16 protein-coding genes and 2 pseudogenes are annotated in these 16,445 nt (G+C 43.2%); all 18 read left to right on the forward strand.

Features of this window, described 5'->3' with window-relative positions; translation table 11 throughout:
* The first annotated feature begins 3 nt into the window (after positions 1-3).
* The 18 genes and pseudogenes from flhA to frr all read left to right on the forward strand — a co-directional run bounded on the left by flhA (position 4) and on the right by frr (position 16,395).
* The gene (gene flhA / locus L0M14_RS09755) at positions 4-2,037 is read left to right on the forward strand and encodes a flagellar biosynthesis protein FlhA (RefSeq protein ID WP_235121926.1); all 2,034 of its coding nucleotides are present in this window, start codon (positions 4-6) and stop codon (positions 2,035-2,037) included.
* Positions 2,034-3,347 carry a flagellar biosynthesis GTPase FlhF gene (gene flhF, locus L0M14_RS09760; protein ID WP_235121927.1) on the forward strand — a complete coding sequence of 438 codons (1,314 nt, stop codon included), beginning with the start codon at positions 2,034-2,036 and terminating at the stop codon, positions 3,345-3,347. Before flhA ends, flhF begins: the two co-directional genes overlap by 4 nt.
* Positions 3,344-4,218 (forward strand): annotated as a pseudogene (locus L0M14_RS09765) (MinD/ParA family protein). Before flhF ends, L0M14_RS09765 begins: the two are co-directional and overlap by 4 nt.
* 49 nt (positions 4,219-4,267) lie before the next feature.
* Complete coding sequence (locus tag L0M14_RS09770) at positions 4,268-5,377, forward strand: protein-glutamate methylesterase/protein-glutamine glutaminase (protein WP_235121928.1); 1,110 nt, start codon at positions 4,268-4,270, stop codon at positions 5,375-5,377.
* A 51-nt stretch (positions 5,378-5,428) separates the two neighbouring features.
* Positions 5,429-7,501: a chemotaxis protein CheA gene (locus L0M14_RS09775; protein WP_235121929.1), complete on the forward strand. Its 2,073-nt coding sequence runs from the start codon at positions 5,429-5,431 to the stop codon at positions 7,499-7,501.
* A gap of 68 nt (positions 7,502-7,569) precedes the next feature.
* A complete protein-coding gene (locus tag L0M14_RS09780; RefSeq protein WP_235121930.1) occupies positions 7,570-8,013 on the forward strand; it encodes a chemotaxis protein CheW in 444 nt (147 codons plus the stop codon).
* Positions 8,014-8,049: 36 nt separating this feature from the next.
* A complete protein-coding gene (locus tag L0M14_RS09785; RefSeq protein ID WP_405031056.1) occupies positions 8,050-8,637 on the forward strand; it encodes a chemotaxis protein CheC in 588 nt (195 codons plus the stop codon).
* On the forward strand, positions 8,634-9,128 hold the full coding sequence (locus tag L0M14_RS09790; protein ID WP_235121932.1) for a chemotaxis protein CheD: 495 nt from the start codon (positions 8,634-8,636) through the stop codon (positions 9,126-9,128). Before L0M14_RS09785 ends, L0M14_RS09790 begins: the two co-directional genes overlap by 4 nt.
* 3 nt (positions 9,129-9,131) lie before the next feature.
* A complete protein-coding gene (locus tag L0M14_RS09795; protein WP_235121933.1) occupies positions 9,132-9,563 on the forward strand; it encodes a hypothetical protein in 432 nt (143 codons plus the stop codon).
* Between the two features lie 19 nt (positions 9,564-9,582).
* Complete coding sequence (locus tag L0M14_RS09800; RefSeq protein WP_235121934.1) at positions 9,583-10,371, forward strand: FliA/WhiG family RNA polymerase sigma factor; 789 nt, start codon at positions 9,583-9,585, stop codon at positions 10,369-10,371.
* 37 nt (positions 10,372-10,408) lie between these two features.
* Complete coding sequence (locus tag L0M14_RS09805; protein ID WP_235121935.1) at positions 10,409-11,818, forward strand: flagellar assembly protein A; 1,410 nt, start codon at positions 10,409-10,411, stop codon at positions 11,816-11,818.
* A 27-nt stretch (positions 11,819-11,845) separates the two neighbouring features.
* Positions 11,846-12,181, forward strand: coding sequence for a hypothetical protein (locus L0M14_RS09810; RefSeq protein ID WP_235121936.1), 336 nt, complete (start codon positions 11,846-11,848; stop codon positions 12,179-12,181).
* 38 nt (positions 12,182-12,219) lie between these two features.
* Positions 12,220-12,804, forward strand: a complete 585-nt coding sequence (locus tag L0M14_RS09815) for a DUF6115 domain-containing protein (RefSeq protein ID WP_235121937.1) — start codon at positions 12,220-12,222, stop codon at positions 12,802-12,804.
* Positions 12,797-13,324 carry an endolytic transglycosylase MltG gene (locus L0M14_RS09820; RefSeq protein WP_235121938.1) on the forward strand — a complete coding sequence of 176 codons (528 nt, stop codon included), beginning with the start codon at positions 12,797-12,799 and terminating at the stop codon, positions 13,322-13,324. The genes L0M14_RS09815 and L0M14_RS09820 overlap by 8 nt, the downstream gene beginning before the upstream one ends.
* 246 nt (positions 13,325-13,570) lie before the next feature.
* Positions 13,571-14,268: pseudogene (gene rpsB, locus L0M14_RS09825) on the forward strand (30S ribosomal protein S2).
* Positions 14,269-14,367: 99 nt separating this feature from the next.
* Entirely contained in the window at positions 14,368-15,018 is a 651-nt protein-coding gene (tsf, locus tag L0M14_RS09830) for a translation elongation factor Ts (protein ID WP_235121939.1), read from the forward strand.
* Between the two features lie 95 nt (positions 15,019-15,113).
* Positions 15,114-15,953 (forward strand): UMP kinase, encoded by an 840-nt coding sequence (gene pyrH / locus L0M14_RS09835; protein WP_235121940.1) that lies wholly within the window; start codon positions 15,114-15,116, stop codon positions 15,951-15,953.
* Positions 15,841-16,395: a ribosome recycling factor gene (gene frr / locus L0M14_RS09840; protein WP_235121941.1), complete on the forward strand. Its 555-nt coding sequence runs from the start codon at positions 15,841-15,843 to the stop codon at positions 16,393-16,395. Before pyrH ends, frr begins: the two co-directional genes overlap by 113 nt.
* Positions 16,396-16,445 lie beyond the last annotated feature (50 nt).

Raw genomic sequence — 16,445 nt, forward strand, 5'->3', positions numbered from 1 at the left:
CTGATGAGAGTGAAAGATTTACTAGTATTGATCGGAATTATCGGTATTGTTTTAATGATGGTTGTACCAATCCCTATTCCTTTGTTGGATTTTTTGCTGATTATTAATATTTCGATTGCGTTAATGATCATATTAGTTGGGATGAATACGCAAGAAGCGCTCCAGTTTTCCATTTTTCCATCCTTATTGTTGATTACGACCTTATTTCGATTGGCGCTAAACGTTTCTACGACACGGAACATTCTAGCTCATGCGGAAGCAGGTAACGTGGTCAGAACTTTTGGTTCCTTCGTGGCTGCAGGCAATATTGTCGTAGGATTCGTTGTATTCCTCATTCTTGTCTTGGTTCAGTTCATCGTCATTACCAAAGGTTCTGAGCGGGTTGCCGAGGTAGCGGCACGATTCACACTCGATGCTATGCCTGGTAAACAGATGAGTATTGATGCCGATTTGAACGCAGGCTTAATTAATGAAAGTCAAGCGCGTGAACGCAGACAAAAGATCGAGCGGGAAGCGGATTTTTATGGAGCTATGGATGGTGCCAGTAAATTCGTCAAAGGGGACGCCATTGCGGGTATTATCATTCTCATTATTAACCTCTTAGGTGGTTTTATTATCGGGATGACCATGAAGGGAATGTCTTTTCAAGAAGCTCTTGAGACATTCTCTATCCTTACGATTGGAGACGGATTGGTCAGCCAAATCCCGGCATTATTGATTTCGACAGCAGCGGGTATCATCGTAACTCGTGCTTCATCGGAAGGCAATCTGGGGCATGACATTACTTCTCAGATTACCTCTCAGCCTAAACTGTTATACATTGTTTCAGGTACGCTAGTCATGCTTGGCATTTTCACACCTATTCATTGGTACACAACTTTCCCTATTGCAGGATTGTTAGTCTTTGCCGCTATGAAGATGCAAAAAAACTTGGAACGGCAAGCGATACAAGAAGAACAAATGGTCGAAGAGCAGCAGATCGAAGAAGTTCGCAGTCCCGAAAGTGTTATCAGCTTGCTTCAAGTAGATCCGATTGAATTCGAGTTCGGCTATGGGTTGATTCCACTTGCAGATACTGGACAGGGCGGGGATTTGCTGGATCGAATTATCTTAATTCGTCGTCAGTGTGCGCTTGAATTAGGTATCGTGGTACCAGTTATTCGGATTCGAGATAATATCCAATTAAGACCAAATGAGTATATCATCAAAATTAAAGGGAATACGGTTGCCCGCGGCGAACTGCTCCTTAACCACTACTTGGCCATGAGTCCAGGTATTGAGGATGATTCGATCTCAGGCATTGAGACGACTGAACCAGCATTTGGTTTGCCAGCAATTTGGATTGATGAGGTAACGAAAGAACGTGCAGAGTTGTCAGGCTATACGGTAGTAGACCCTCCATCTGTAGTGGCTACACATTTAACGGAGACAATTAAAAAGCATTCGCACGAGCTGTTGGGACGTCAAGAAACAAAAGCGCTTATCGAAAATGTCAGAGAATCTTATCCAGCTCTTGTGGACGATTTAATCCCATCCGTATTGTCCATTGGCGATGTGCAAAAAGTGTTGGCAAAGCTGCTAAAAGAAAAGATATCTGTTCGCGATTTGGTAACAATATTAGAAACGCTAGCAGACTACGGCTCCTATACGAAGGATCCCGAAATATTGACGGAATATGTGAGACAAGCACTGTCCAGACAAATTACTTTGCAATTTACGACAACAGGAGATTCTCTCAAAGTTATTACTGTCGGTCCTTCTGTTGAAAAGAAAATTGCAGATTCCGTCCAACAATCAGATCAGGGAAGTTATCTAGCTCTAGACCCGTCTTCTTCGCAAATTATTTATCATCGAGTCAGTGAACAAGTTTCTAAATTAATTCAATCCGGTCAACAGCCTGTGATTTTAACATCACCCACGATCCGAATGTATTTGCGACAGCTGCTGGAGCGAACCCTACAAGATATACCGGTTCTTTCTTACAGTGAGCTTGAACCTAGCGTTGAAATTCAGAGCATGGGAGTTGTCAATTTATGAGAGTAAAAAGATATGTTGTTGATTCCATGCCTGATGCGCTGCAAAAGATTCGCACGGATCTGGGCAAGGACGCCGTTATTTTAAATACGAAGGAAATACGCACAGGTGGTTTTCTTGGTATGTTCGGCAAGAAGAAGATCGAAGTCATCGCTGCGATTGATGGCGGAGCGGGTCAAGTAGCTGCTTCACCTACTGCGCCCAAATATCAGCCGGCGAAATCTCCGATTATGGCAGCGTCTCAAGCACCTGTCAAAGAAACGTATCATTCTGATTTTCCCGAGGTGCCTGATGTACTTGTCTCTGCAGCTGCGACTGCACCATCTAGACAGCTTGTAACCACAGCTGCTTCGGCTGCACCTCCATCCATTTCTTCTGCTAGGCAATCCTATACTTCGAACAGCAATCTAACTGTTGAAGCAGGAGGAAAGCCTAATGATGATAAGCTGCTGGAAGAAATCAAACAAATGAAAGAAATGATGAAAAAATTAGCTGTTGCAGGAGCTTCGGAAGAACTGCCTGAATGCTTGCAGGTAATCGAGCAGAAGCTGTTGTACCAGGAAGTGGATCCTCAACTAGTCAAGCAAATGATTGATCAAGTATTGCTTGACGCGGAAGAGAAGCAGCTTGAATTGATATCGGAGGAATTTGCCGAAACCTCGATTCGCAGGCAGATCGCGTCCATTCTTCACACAGGAAACAACAAAAGAATTTTGAGTAATACAAGAGTTGTTCATTTTGTAGGACCAACTGGTGTTGGAAAAACAACTACGATTGCAAAGCTAGCGGCGGAGCAGGTTCTGAAATATCAAAAGAAAGTCGGATTTATTACTTCAGATACTTACCGAATTGCAGCCATTGAGCAACTGAAAACTTATGCAACGATATTAAATATACCTTTGGAAATTGTATTTTCACCGCAAGATTTGTCGCGAGCTTTTCATAATTTGGAAGGCTGTGACGTGATCTTTATGGATACCGCGGGTAGAAATTTTAGAAACGAAATGTATGTGTCCGAACTGAATGCACTTCTGAAGACACAGGGAAATAGTGAAACAATTCTCGTCTTGAGCATGACTACCAAATATCGGGATATGAAAGCGATAACGAATAATTTCAATAAATTTAAAGTGGACAAAGTGCTGTTTACCAAACTCGATGAGACGGATTCATTCGGTGCCATTGTCAATCTAATCAATGAATTTTCTCTGCAGCTTTCTTATGTGACCAATGGTCAAAGTGTCCCTGACGATATTTCAGAGATGAATGAGAATGAAATCATTGATCTGTTATTGGAGGAACCCAAATCATGACCGATCAAGCAGAAGGACTCCGTAACCTGGTCCAGATTCAAAATGAGAAAGCGACTCGAACGACAAGAGTCATTACGGTAACAAGCGGTAAAGGCGGAGTAGGAAAGTCTAATTTCACCTTAAACTTTGCTCTCACACTGCAATCACTAGGACATAAAGTGCTTGTATTTGATGCCGATATCGGATTAGCAAATATTGATGTGCTTATGGGAGTCTCCTCCAAATACAGCTTGTACCACTTACTTAAGAAGGAAAAAACCATATGGGAAATCATCCAAAAAGGTCCTAATGGAATTGAATTTATCGCTGGAGGCTCGGGTTTCAATGATCTCCTTCGATTAACGGATGAGGAACTTGACTATTTTGCCGAACAGGTTTCACAGCTAAACGGTTACGTTGATTTTATTATTTTCGATACTGGCGCAGGCTTATCTAAAGAAACATTAAAGTTTATTCTTGCTGCCGAGGAGACGATCGTTGTTACGACGCCTGAGCCTACATCCATTACGGATGCTTATGCAATAATAAAAATGGTGAATTCCATGGGACATCAAATCCAATTCAAACTAGTTATAAACCGGGTCACAGACAATAAAGAGGGGAAAATGACTGCAGATAAAATCAGCTTGGTTGCCAAGCAGTTCTTGCATCTAGATATTCCTACTCTTGGCTATGTAGATGATGATAGCTCGGTATCTAAGGCCGTCAAGAAACAAATCCCATTTACCGTAGCATTTCAAACTCCGCAGCAGCCAGAAATCTACAGACGATTGCTGACCGTTTTATACATGGTCACCAGGCTTCGGAGGCTCAGACTCAGAATGCTGGAGTAAAAGGGTTTCTTAGCAAGATGATCCGTTTAATGAAATAACGATCAGTATCCATATTTTTTTCAGAGCCCATAAAGGGAGGGAAGCAGCATGGCAGCATATAACATACTTGTAGTGGATGACTCCGTCTTTATGCGCAAAATCATTAGTGATCTCATCTCCGATAATCCTTTATTCAAAATAGTTGGAACTGCAAAGAATGGCAAAGATGCCATAGAGCAAGTGAAACTGCTTCGTCCCGATGCAGTCACCATGGATGTTGAAATGCCCGAAATGAACGGACTTGATGCGCTTCAACGGATTATGGCCGAACAACCAACTCCCGTGATCATGTTAAGTTCTTTAACTCAGGAAGGTGCGTCTGAAACGATTAGAGCTCTAGAACTGGGCGCTGTTGACTTTATCCGAAAACCATCGGGGTCTATCTCTTTGGATCTCTACAAAGTCAAACAGCTTCTTCACGAGAAACTGCAAATTGCAGTCAGGTCTAAGCTTCGGCCGATTCAGCCGATAAATAATAAATTATTGGATCCACCCCCAATTAAAAACAATGCTGTTCAGATGAAGCCGCCGGAGCCGAGGGCTCCAGTATCGACATCCGCCTCATCTATGACACAATTCGATCAACTGGTAGCGATCGGGACTTCAACCGGCGGACCGCGAGCTTTGCATCAGGTTATCTCTCAAATACCTGCGGGCTTCCCGGCACCGATCCTTATCGTCCAACACATGCCGCCGAACTTTACGAAGTCTCTTGCACAGCGATTGAACGATATTTCACATATCAAAGTTGTGGAAGCTCAAGACGGAGAAGTGATTCATACAGCGACAGCTTATGTTGCGCCGGGTGGATGGCATATGACCGCTTATCGAGAGTCAACAAGAGGAGTGTACAAGATACGCCTCTCTAAAGAAGATCCTCGTTCAGGGCATCGACCTTCGGTTGATGTCATGCTGGAATCATTATTGCCCTTCAAAGAATTGCGAAGGCACATCGTCATTATGACGGGGATGGGTAGCGATGGCGCTAAAGGCATGTTGTCGCTGCGTGAAAATGGAGCCGTAACTACGATTGCGGAGTCCGAAGAAACCTGTGTTGTATACGGAATGCCTCGAGCTGCGGTCGAATTAAAAGCTGCAATGCATGTCATCCCTCAGCAGGACATTGCTTCTAAGCTTTCTCAAGCGGTGTTGACATGAATAAGCCATGGCAAGCAAGTTACATAACGAACCTATCGGAGGTGTGTGGTTTTGGAACTTAGTCAATATTTATCCATGTTTATCGATGAATCAAGAGAGCATTTACAAGCAATGAATGAGAACCTGCTCAGCTTGGAGAACAATCCTCAAGATATTAGCATTGTGCACAATATTTTTCGCTCCGCACATACGTTAAAAGGTATGTCGGCAACAATGGGCTTCGAAGATATTGCGTCTCTCACTCACGAAATGGAGAACGTGTTAGATCTAGTCCGTAATCATAAGTTAGCAATGGACTCTTTTATTTTTGATTGTATATTTAAAAGCTTGGACTCTTTGGAATCCATGGTTGAAGACATCATTCAGGGTGGTACAGGAAAAGCGGATGTTACGCAAATTGTTGCTTCTTTAGGGTCCATTGTAACAGGTGACTACAAGAAATCATCTGCAGATGCGCCTGCTTCTACAGATTCGAACAAAAAAGAAGGAACTAAAGGCATCGAAGTGGATGAATTCCAATATTCTATTCTCCAGCAATCGATTGACTCTGGTTTTCTTGTATTCTTTATAAAAGTCAGTGTTCGCGAGGATTGTGTCCTTAAGGCAGCAAGAGCTTATATGGTATTCGACGCTTTAGAGCAAAACGGTGAAATCGTCAAGGCAACTCCATCTGTTCAGGATATCGAACAAGAGAAGTTTGATCGTACGTTTTCGGTCTACTATATCTCCAAGATTGACAAAGCTTCTCTACAGAAAGAAATTCTTAATGTTTCTGAGATCGAATCAGCTGAAATAACAACAGTAGACTCTGAATCTCTAGCTGATATGTCCAGAAAGCAAAGTGAAGTGGAGGCAGCCACAAAGGAAATTGCCGCAGCGGTTGCAGCTGTCGCGCCTGAAGCAAGCGATGCTCCTGCAGCAAAGGCTGAGCCTAATGCTTCGGCTAAACCCGCAGCAGGAGGAGCACCTGTCGCTAATCGCACCATCCGAGTGGATATTGAGCGTCTGGATGCATTGATGAACTTGTTCAGCGAGCTGTTGATTGACCGGGTTCGGTTGGAGCAGCTTGCAAGTGAAGTGAAGCGAAACGATTTGTCTGAAACAGTAGAGCATATGTCTAGAGTAAGCAGCGATTTGCAAAATATCGTGCTGAAGCTGCGAATGGTTCCTGTTGACTCTGTATTTAACCGTTTCCCTCGTATGATTCGCGATTTAGCGAAGTCATTAAACAAGAAAGTCGACCTGGTCATTACTGGTGCTGAAACTGAGCTAGATCGTACGGTCATCGACGAAATTGGCGATCCGTTGGTTCACTTACTTCGTAACTCTGTAGACCATGGTATTGAATCGATCAATGATCGACTGGCGGCTGGAAAGCCTGAACATGGTACGGTATATCTTCGAGCCTTCCACAGCGGAAATCATGTATTTATTGAGATTGAAGAGGATGGAAGAGGGATTAATCGCGAGAAGGTGCTAAAGACAGCGCTCAAAAATGGATTAATTACTCAAGATCAAGCTGCTAAGCTGAGCGATACCGAGGTGTACAATCTACTGTTCGAATCAGGCTTCAGTACAGCCGATAAGATTTCAGACATTTCCGGACGTGGTGTAGGTCTAGATGTGGTAAAAACGAAAATTCAAATGCTTGGCGGTCATGTGCATGTTGAGTCCAAACCAGGGCTTGGCAGTAAATTTTCCGTACAGCTGCCGCTTACCCTTTCCATTATTTCTGCAATGCTGGTTAAGCTGGGTAGTGAGAAATACGCTATTCCATTGTCCTCCATTGTGGAAACCTCTGCAATTCAGAGAAATCAGGTTCGAAATATTCACGGTAATAAGATGATCGAATATCGTAATTCTGTCATTCCGTTAGTTTCACTCAGTACGCTGTTTGATGTGCCGGATTTCAAAGAGGACATGGAAGATGAAACCGAGATTGTCGTCGTTCGTAAAGGTGATAAACAAGTTGCTCTGATGGTGGATGAGTTTATCGGCCAGCAAGAAATCGTATTGAAAACATTGGGTAAATACCTGTCGGGACTGTTCGCTATATCTGGTGCAACCATCTTAGGGGACGGACAAGTCGCTCTCATCATCGATCCAAATGCATTGATCAAATAATTCTGTTAGCTAAGCCAAAACCTGGCGAATAACTCATGGGAGGGTTCTAGTATGGGAGAAGAAAAAAAGTGATCGTATTTGCTCTTGGTACGGAAGAGTATGGTGTTGAAGTAGAGAAAGTTCGTACAATTGAAAGAATGCAGCCAATGACACGCGTTCCTAAAGCTCCTGAGTTTATTAAAGGTGTTATTAACCTTCGCGGTGTCGTAATTCCAATTATTGATCTACGATCTAGGTTTGGTCTAGAAACTCAAAATTATACGGATGCAACACGTATTATTATCGTTTCACAAGGTGATTATGAAGTTGGCTTAATCGTTGATTCAGCAAATGATGTTATCGATCTAGATACGGATAATATTGATAATCCGCCTGAAATTGTGGGAGGCATAAAAGCTAAGTACCTTGATGGTATTGCCAGAGTGGGAGGACAGAGATTACTGGTTCTTTTGAATCTGGAGCAAGTATTGGACCGTCACGAAATTCAACAATTAGAAAGAACTGAGGACTAGGTCGTGGATGTATTTAAGGATTTAGCCGACTTCCAAATGGATGTCCTAAAGGAAGTAGGGAATATAGGCGCGGGGCATGCCGCTACCGCGCTTTCTACTCTTCTGGACAAGCCCATCGATATGATGGTGCCCAAAGTAAAAATGCTCCCATTTGAGGAGATTTGTGAAAGTGTTGGGGGCGCGGAGACAGCTGTTTTGGCGATTTTTTTACGCGTTGAGGGTGATGCTCCAGGTAATATGTTTTTTATTCTTCATCTGGAATCGGCTAAGAATGTTTTACGCAATTTAGTTGGTCTAGAGGTTGAAGATGAAGAGCAATACTCAGAGCTTGAGCTTTCTGCCCTTAATGAAATTGGCAATATTTTGGCAGGTTCCTACTTATCTTCTCTTGCAGATTTTACACGCCTCAATATGCAGCCCACTGTCCCTTCATTAGCAATAGATATGGCCGGTGCCATTCTAAGCTACGGTCTGCTGCAATTCGGTGAAATGGGCGATCAAGCATTATTAATTGATACAAAATTCTTAGAAGGGCAAAATGAAGTACAAGGTCATTTCTTCCTCATTCCGGACCCTGAATCGTTTGGCAAAATATTTGCAGCTTTAGGGGTAGAATCTCCATGATGCAAGATAATTACATTAAAGTAGGAATGGCTGACCTGAACGTCGCGCACCTTACAGGTATACTTAAGACGACAGGGCTGGGTTCTTGCGTAGGCGTCACACTTTACGACAGCCGCGTCAAGGTAGCTGGGATGGCACACGTCATGCTCCCATCATCGGAAATTGCTAGAGAAGGTTCAGTCAACATTGCCAAATATGCCGACACCGCCATTCCAGAGCTTATATCCCGTATGGAGAAACTAGGTGCAAGTGTAAGCAGAATGGAAGCTAAGCTTGCAGGCGGGGCGCAGATGTTTGCTTTTGCTGGAAATAATGATACGATGAGAATAGGTCCGAGAAATGTAGAATCTTGTAAGGAAATGCTGAAAAAGTACACTATTCCTGTTAAAGCAGAGGATACTGGAGCAAATTTCGGGAGAACTATTGAATTTAATTGTGAAACCGGGATTTTAATGATCCGAAGTGTCCAACAAGGAGTAAAGGAAATGTAAAACATGGTAGGTACTATCCGAATTAATTTGATCGTTGCTGCTCTTGCAGCTGTGTTTACCTTTGTCATGTCTTTGGGAAACAATATGTTTGTCACCACATGTCTGAAGAGCTTGTACAGCTTTGCGATTCTGTTTGTTTTGACATTCGGATTCAGATGGGTATTGGGCGTTCTGGTTACGATAGAGAAGACGAAAACAAGCATGTCACCAAATGATCTAACCTCCGATTCACACATCGGCAGTACGCTTGATGTATCAACTCCTGAGGAAGATCATGAAACGAACGAATTACTGAAAGCCGGACTTGATCCGACTTCAACAGCTCAAGCAAGCGAACCCCAGTTTTCACCCCTGAATCCGCCTAAGCTCGTCACCAAAAATCAAATAGACCCCGAACAACTTGCGGGTGCCTTAAGGCGAATGTCAGAAGATTAAGGATGGTGGAACGTAACTCATGATCGAGCAGAAGCAACCCCAACTGGCAAATATGGAGCTCTGGAAACAATGGAAGGAAGAGGGATGGGTACCGGCCAAACAGACCCTGATTGAGAACTACCTTCCTTTGGTCGACTATGTTTCGGGACGACTTGCCATAGGCTTGCCTAAAAATGTATCCAAAGACGATCTGTCGAGTTATGGCGTGATGGGACTTATCGATGCCGTTGAGAAGTTTGATTATGCTCGTGGACTTCAGTTTGAAACCTATGCGTCTTGGCGTATCCGCGGCGCTATTATCGATGGATTACGGCAGGGGGATTGGGTTCCCCGTTCCGTTCGGGAAAAAGCAAAAAAAATCGAAGATGCATATCAAAAACTAGAGCAGCAATATCTCCGGTCTGTGACAGATTCAGAAATTAGCAACTATTTGCAAGTCTCTGAACAGGAATTTCAACAGATGCTCCAGGATATTTCGATCACAACGGTATGCTCCATAGATGATCCCATACGCGAGGAAGATTCGGAGACGCGTTTATCCCTGCTTGTTGATGAGAAAGCCAAAAATCCTGAATTCAAAGTCAATGAATTTTTTCTCAAGGATTCACTGGCACAAGCTATTGAACGGCTTACGGAAAAAGAAAGAACCGTTGTTTCCTTGTTTTATTTCGAAGAGCTTTCATTAAGTGAGATAGCAGAGGTAATGAATCTATCGCCTTCTCGAATATCTCAGCTGCATTCTAAAGCGATTTTACGCCTCAAGGGAGCTCTGGCAAGATTTAAGACGCAATTGTTTCAAGACACTTAACATCTATATGTAAGCTTGAATGAAAGGTGGTATGTCCATGGGTGAGAGGAGCATGCCTTTAGATTTTTATTTCACAGTCTCCGTATCAGATGACAAACTTACCGCGTTGATGCAAATAAGCAATGTGGAAGAAGGCTTTACTGTAAGCTTAAAACAGCTAGAAGAATTGATTAGTGCCCATCATATTGTTCATGGTCTAGATCAAGCACAGCTGGTACAAATCGCGACGAATCTTAAGTCGTTTAACTCTCAGAAAATAGTTATTGCCAAAGGTACGAAGCCTATCGATGGTGATAATGGATATATTCAGTACATTTACAATTTAGATAAAGAAGAGAAGAAACCTCTTGAACTTGACGACGGTAAAGTTGACTACAAAGAAGTCATTTCGCTTCATAATGTAAAAAAAGGTCAGCTCATCGGTCAACGTTTTCTCGCTACGGAGGGTATACCAGGTAGAGCAGTTACAGGTGAAGCTTTGTATGGCAAAGCTGGTAAAGAAGCACGCTTTAAGACTGGTAAAAATGTCGTCACTGATCCAGAGCAAATGGCGTTATACGCGGCAATTGACGGAATGGTTGTCAAAACGGATCGTGACAAGATTAATGTATTTCCTGTATACGAAGTAAACGGTGATGTCGATTACAACATCGGAAACGTTGATTTTATTGGTACGGTTGTTATCCGAGGCAATGTTCTTCCGGGGTTTAAGATTCGAGCTGCAGGAGATATCCGCGTTACAGGTGGTGTTGAAGCTGCAGAGCTTGAGGCTGACGGATCTATTGAGATCAATGCGGGTATTGTTGGTCAGAATAAAGCTCATGTAAAAGCAGGAGGAAATGTTAAGAGTGCTTTTATACAAGACGCTATTGTTGAAGCGGGCGGAGAAATTTTCGTTTCGCAGAGTGTGATGCATTCGACAATACGGGCGGCGAAAGCAATCAATTGCAGTGGATCCAAAGGGTTAATCGTCGGGGGTACCATTCAGGCAGGTGAACGAGTTACCGCTAGAACAGTTGGGAACTCGATGTCAACAACAACCATCATAGAGGTCGGGGTCCTACCTGAATTAAGGAACGAGCTGCTCCATTTGAGAAATCAGCTGCGTATTCACTTGGAAAATATGGACAAAACAGATAAAGCGCTAACACTTCTGGATCAGTTAGCCGCTGCCGGCCAGTTGGGTCCAGATAAAGTTTCCATGAGAATTAAATTGAATCATACAAAGAAGCAGGCATTAGAAGAGCAGAACTCCATTAAGGAACGTATTTTGGAGATTGAAAAATCGCTGGAGGATTCAGAAAAAGCCAAAGTTGAAATACTTTCAACGATTTACGGCGGGTCCAAAATCGTCATCGGGCGTTATACGAAGTTTATTAAAGATCCAACGAATCGAATGACTTTTCATTTGAGCGATGGCGATATTTCAATGACGCCATATGTATAGGCTAGATCATTCAGTGAGGTGCCGCGCATGAGCATGAAAGCGATTGATTTGCAGTTTGCAGTGCACAAGAATGATGAAGCCGGCATTCGGCAGAATCAAATGATGCAAAAGCCGCGGTTGGATGAAGCACTCTTAGAGAATCAAGCTTCTCAGACGGTTGAGCGTGACAGACATCGTAGCTCAAAGCTTGAGGAGAGTGCCAAATCCAATATTCACGATCAAGCTCATCAAGGACAAGGTCGCGGGCAGGAGCCTGTCAGCAGCAATGCTAAAGAGAAACAGTCATCAGACGCTGCAGGTTCCGCGTCTTCTACCTGCTTCGATCATCCATATAAAGGGCATCATATTGATGTTACTTTGTGAGCAACAGTTTCATATTTTGTTAAGAGAAGGTGGTTTTCATGGCTCTGCAGCCATGGATGTATGTGATACTTCTTGGTCTGGTTTTTGTGGTATATGCGCGATTTTTACCTAAACAGCATGCATCACAGCCTAAAAACAACGTTGTACAAGAGATTGAAGATACGATCGAGCACTTCGCTTCAGAAATGGATGAGCAGAATCAAGCGATTCTTACTCTTTTTACGAAAACGAAACAGGATTATGAGATTGAACTAGCCAAGCTGTCAGGAAGACTTGAATCGTTGGAAAAACAACGAAATGAGCTGACTCATGAGCTGACTCAAGCGAATGTTAATCAACAGTTAAATATGAAAGCGATGAGTGAGCTACATCCGCCTGTCACAGAGCTTCCTGTTCAACATAAATCCGAACTTCCTGTAGAAGAGGTAGAGCCGGAATCTGAACTTCCTGATGTTGCAGCTGTTTTGACCGGACTGAGTATGAAAAGCAGATATGCGGAGCTGTTTGCCCTACATGATCAAGGCAAAGGGGTAGAAGCTATAGCAAAGAAGCTTGGCATGAACAAAGGAGAGGTCAGTCTCATTCTTCAACTTTCCAAACAGGAGGAACAGTCACGTGTTTAAGAACCGATCTTACATGTATGGTATTGGGACCGGCATCATAGTAGGAGCCATTCTTCTTGAAATGATGACGATTTCCCAGAGACCCACACCTGCTCAGGAAAGCGCCCCCATTGAAGAGATGGAGCCGCAGAAGCTTAAAGAGCAAGCCTCTAAGTTTTATCAAGTGTATGAAAAGGATGAGAAGCTGTATACACAGGCAGATTTTGATGCAAGTGTGCAGAAGAGAGTGCAGGATGAGCTTGCGAAGCAGCCTGCTGCAACCAACCCTTCCGCTCAACCTCAAGCTCAGCCTGCACCGGTGAGTCGTGTAGTTGTTTATGTTCAACCTAATCTTGACGCTACAGCTGTAGGAGAACTGCTTCTTAATTCTGGTGTAATATCGGACCGTAAAGCCTTTGCCGCAGAGCTTGAAAAGCAGGGCGGATCGTATAAGATTCAAATTGGGTATCATCAGTTTCAAGGGACGCTCACAATGGAAGATGTCGTCAAAAATTTAATAACGAGCCAAACGGCAGACTGAGCTAAAAAGTAACAAAGCGAGGTCTGTTTTTATTTGTGGATTTTACATGTTTCGCCATGATTACGGGTAAACTTACAATAGTGACAAAAGGTTGCAAGCCCAAATGAGTTATGGTATATTTATTCACGGTGTTAAAAACGCACGCACGTCAATTCGCGCAATGGTGCTTACAATTTGTAAGTTTTGCTCGAAGATGCGACTGGCGGAGGATAGCACAAAAAAACCAAATCAGAGGAGGGATTGGAGATGGCAGTTATCTCCATGAAACAGCTTCTAGAAGCTGGGGTACACTTCGGGCACCAAACACGTCGTTGGAACCCAAAGATGGACAAATACATCTTCACAGAAAGAAACGGCATTTACATTATCGACCTGCAAAAAACGGTGAAAAAGTTGAGGAAGCATACAACTTTGTTAAATCCGTTTCCGAAGAGAATGGAACCATTCTTTTTGTAGGTACAAAGAAGCAAGCTCAAGATTCCGTTGCGGAAGAAGCTGAGCGTTGCGGAATGTACTTCATCAACCAACGTTGGTTGGGTGGTACATTGACAAACTTCCAAACAATCCAAAAGCGTATCGATCGCTTGAAAACTCTGGAGAAGTGGGAAGAAGACGGTACATTCGAAGTTCTTCCTAAGAAAGAAGTTATCATTCTCCGTAAAGAGAAAGAGCGTCTTGAAAAGTTCCTGGGCGGAATCAAGAATATGAAAGGTCTGCCAAGTGCTTTGTTCGTCATCGATCCTCGTAAAGAGCGTATTGCGGTTGCTGAAGCTCGCAAATTGGGTATCCCAATTGTTGGTATCGTTGATACAAATTGCGATCCAGACGAAATCGATTACGTAATTCCTGGTAACGATGATGCAATTCGCGCCGTGAAATTGTTAACTGCGAAAATTGCGGATGCTGTGATTGAAGCTCATCAAGGCGAGCAAACAACAGCTTAATTATAGGAATGCTACAAAAGGGTGGTTGGAAGGTGTAACAGCCTGTCACCACCCTTTTTTTAAAGAAAACTACATATAACTATCGGGAGGTTCTTTTCAATGGCAGTTACAGCAGCACAAGTAAAAGAATTACGTGAAAAAACAGGCGCAGGTATGTTGGATTGCAAAAAAGCGCTTGAAGAAGCAAATGGTGATTTGACGAAAGCAGGAGAACTGCTTCGTGAAAAAGGTCTTTCCGCAGCAGCTAACAAAGCTGGTCGTATCGCTACTGAAGGTGCTGTTGAATCTTACATTCACGCTGGCGGTAAAGTAGGCGTTCTTGTAGAAATCAACTGTGAAACTGACTTCGTAGGTAAAACAGATCAGTTTAAAGCATTCTGCAAAGACATCGCTATGCACATCGCAGCTGCAAGCCCTGTATATGTTCGTCGTGAAGAAGTTCCAACTGAAGCTTTGGATAAAGAAAAAGAAATTCTTCGCAACCAAGCTTTGAACGAAGGAAAGCCTGAGAAAATCGTTGATAAAATGGTTGAAGGCCGCATCAGTAAATACTATGAAGAGTATTGCTTGATGGAGCAATCTTTCGTTAAAGATCCAGACAAAACAATTGAGCAGCTATTGAATGAGAAAATTGCGACAATCGGTGAGAACATCTCCATTCGTCGTTTCGCTCGTTTCGCTCTTGGTGAAGGTCTTGAGAAGAAACAAGAAAACTTCGCAGAAGAAGTTATGTCTCAAGTAAAACTATAATAAGCATTTTCCAAAGAATGGAACACATGGTGTTCCTTCTTTTTTAGCGAAATTTATCGGCACGCGTTCACCTATTGAAACGGAGGTATTACGAGTTGGAGCAACCTTATTATAAGAGAATCGTTTTAAAATTAAGCGGGGAAGCTTTAGCTGGACAGCAGGGGTATGGCATTGACGCTGAAGTCATCACCTCCATCGCACATCAGGTGAAGGAAGTTATTGATTTAAAAGTAGAGGTTGCCATCGTTGTAGGCGGCGGCAATATTTGGAGAGGCATTGCAGGCAGTGAAAAAGGAATGGACCGAGCAACTGCGGATTACATGGGCATGCTGGCAACTGTCATGAATTCATTAGCCCTTCAGGATGCTCTTGAAACTATGGGAGTGCCTACCCGCGTACAATCCTCCATCACCATGCAGCAAGTTGCAGAACCATACATAAGAAGAAGAGCTATGCGCCATTTGGAAAAGGGAAGAGTAGTCATATTTGCAGCAGGAACCGGTAACCCTTACTTCTCAACAGATACGACTGCTGCGCTTCGTGCCGCTGAAATTGAAGCAGAAGTAATTCTCATGGCTAAGAATAAAGTGGATGGCGTTTATTCTGCGGATCCGTTTAAAGATCCTTCTGCGAAAAAGTTCGAAACTTTGACTTACTTGGAAGTCATTAGTAAAAATTTGGGCGTCATGGATTCAACGGCTTCCTCCTCTGTATGGATAACAACATCCCGCTGGTGGTGTTTTCGATTACGGAAAAAGGGAACATTAAACGCGTTGTCCTTGGCGAAAAAATCGGGACTACAGTTAAAGGAAGTGTATAACTATGCCACAAACGATAAAAAAGAATGCCGAAGAGCGTATGGAAAAAGCAATTGGCGCTTTGAAAAGAGACTTGTCATCGCTTCGTGCGGGCCGAGCTACTCCTTCTCTGCTTGATCGTATCCAGGTTGAATACTACGGAGCTATGACTCCTGTTAATCAACTGGCTAATTTAACAACTCCGGATTCACGGTCCTTAGTGATTCAACCGTGGGATAAGAGCTCGATGGGTGCGATTGAGAAAGCGATTATGAAATCCGATCTGGGACTAACTCCAACCAATGACGGAACAGTCATCCGAATCGTCATTCCTGCACTTACCGAAGAACGTCGTGCGGAATTGGTGAAAATGACAAAGAAATATGGCGAAGAAGCGAAGGTTGCCATCCGGAACATTCGACGCGACGCCAATGATGAAATCAAAAAACTAGAAAAAGCTGGGATCTCGGAAGATGAGTCCCGCAAGCATCAAGAAGATATTCAAAAGTTTACGGACAAGTTTGTGGCTGAAGTGGATAAAGTGTTGGCAGCTAAAGAAAAAGAAATCATGGAAGTGTAGCATAGAGCTAGCCCCGGGGTATTCGCTGGGGGTTTTTCATCTTTCCTTTA

This window comes from Paenibacillus hexagrammi, from assembly GCF_021513275.1.
Lineage (GTDB): Bacteria > Bacillota > Bacilli > Paenibacillales > NBRC-103111 > Paenibacillus_E > Paenibacillus_E hexagrammi.

Excerpts from the sequence above, each read along its gene's own strand:
- flhA (WP_235121926.1), top strand. The coding sequence starts at position 4 with ATGAGAGTGAAAGATTTACTAGTATTGATCGGAATTATCGGTATTGTT.
- flhF (WP_235121927.1), top strand. The coding sequence starts at position 2,034 with ATGAGAGTAAAAAGATATGTTGTTGATTCCATGCCTGATGCGCTGCAA.
- L0M14_RS09770 (WP_235121928.1), top strand. The coding sequence starts at position 4,268 with ATGGCAGCATATAACATACTTGTAGTGGATGACTCCGTCTTTATGCGC.
- L0M14_RS09785 (WP_405031056.1), top strand. The coding sequence starts at position 8,050 with ATGGATGTCCTAAAGGAAGTAGGGAATATAGGCGCGGGGCATGCCGCT.
- L0M14_RS09790 (WP_235121932.1), top strand. The coding sequence starts at position 8,634 with ATGATGCAAGATAATTACATTAAAGTAGGAATGGCTGACCTGAACGTC.
- L0M14_RS09795 (WP_235121933.1), top strand. The coding sequence starts at position 9,132 with ATGGTAGGTACTATCCGAATTAATTTGATCGTTGCTGCTCTTGCAGCT.
- L0M14_RS09800 (WP_235121934.1), top strand. The coding sequence starts at position 9,583 with ATGATCGAGCAGAAGCAACCCCAACTGGCAAATATGGAGCTCTGGAAA.
- L0M14_RS09805 (WP_235121935.1), top strand. The coding sequence starts at position 10,409 with ATGGGTGAGAGGAGCATGCCTTTAGATTTTTATTTCACAGTCTCCGTA.
- L0M14_RS09810 (WP_235121936.1), top strand. The coding sequence starts at position 11,846 with ATGAGCATGAAAGCGATTGATTTGCAGTTTGCAGTGCACAAGAATGAT.
- L0M14_RS09815 (WP_235121937.1), top strand. The coding sequence starts at position 12,220 with ATGGCTCTGCAGCCATGGATGTATGTGATACTTCTTGGTCTGGTTTTT.
- tsf (WP_235121939.1), top strand. The coding sequence starts at position 14,368 with ATGGCAGTTACAGCAGCACAAGTAAAAGAATTACGTGAAAAAACAGGC.
- frr (WP_235121941.1), top strand. The coding sequence starts at position 15,841 with ATGCCACAAACGATAAAAAAGAATGCCGAAGAGCGTATGGAAAAAGCA.